At 47.3% G+C, this 349-nt stretch carries 1 protein-coding gene; it reads right to left on the reverse strand.

The features are described from left to right. The coding region (locus AAEY83_RS13410) for an alpha/beta hydrolase-fold protein (RefSeq protein WP_351059529.1) at positions 1-349 on the reverse strand (349 nt) is incomplete at both ends.

The raw sequence follows: 349 nt of genomic DNA on the forward strand, positions 1-349 counted from the left end.
GGCGGAGACGCTGACAAACTTGCACGGGAATTTAAAACCTAAAAGTAATGCCCCATGACCACCCATCGAGTGTCCAGTAATGCCAACGCTATGAATAGGAAATTCTGAGCGTAGCAAATCGTATAGCTCATCGACGATGTAGCTTTGCATATTAAAGTTGTCTGACCAAGGCTGCTGGGTGGCATCCACATAGTAGCTCGCGCCCTGACCAACAAAATAGCGCTCATCGTTCGGCACTTCACTGCCCTCACTAGTTCTAGGAGAGGTATCTGGCGCGATAAATATCATGCCAAGCTCGCTACATTTTTGTTGAAAATGCGCTTTATGGGTGACGTTATCGGCATTACAG

The organism is Psychrobacter sp. TB20-MNA-CIBAN-0197, assembly GCF_040309765.1.
GTDB classification, from domain to species: Bacteria; Pseudomonadota; Gammaproteobacteria; order Pseudomonadales; family Moraxellaceae; genus Psychrobacter; species Psychrobacter submarinus.